Consider the following 374-nt stretch of genomic DNA (forward strand, 5'->3'; position numbering starts at 1 on the left):
ACGTGGCGCTGCGCGTTGAAGAAACCGAAGACGCTGATGCGTTCCGCGTTTCCGGCCGTGGTGAACTGCACCTGTCCGTTCTGATTGAAAACATGCGTCGTGAAGGTTTCGAGATGGCGGTTTCCCGTCCGAAAGTTATCTTCCGCGAAATCGACGGCCGTAAACAAGAGCCGTTCGAGAACGTGACGCTGGACGTCGAAGAGCAGCACCAGGGTTCTGTCATGCAGGCGCTGGGCGAGCGTAAAGGCGACCTGAAAAACATGAATCCGGCCGGTAAAGGCCGCGTCCGTCTCGACTACGTGATCCCAAGCCGCGGTCTGATCGGCTTCCGTTCAGAGTTCATGACCATGACCTCCGGTACCGGTCTGCTGTAA

At 57.5% G+C, this 374-nt stretch carries 1 pseudogene; it reads left to right on the forward strand.

The annotated features are described in order from the left end of the window. A pseudogene (locus tag PL597_RS26200) lies at window positions 1-374 on the forward strand (translational GTPase TypA); the annotation flags it as partial.

Source organism: Agrobacterium sp. ST15.13.013, assembly GCF_027956525.1.
Lineage (GTDB): Bacteria > Pseudomonadota > Alphaproteobacteria > Rhizobiales > Rhizobiaceae > Agrobacterium > Agrobacterium salinitolerans.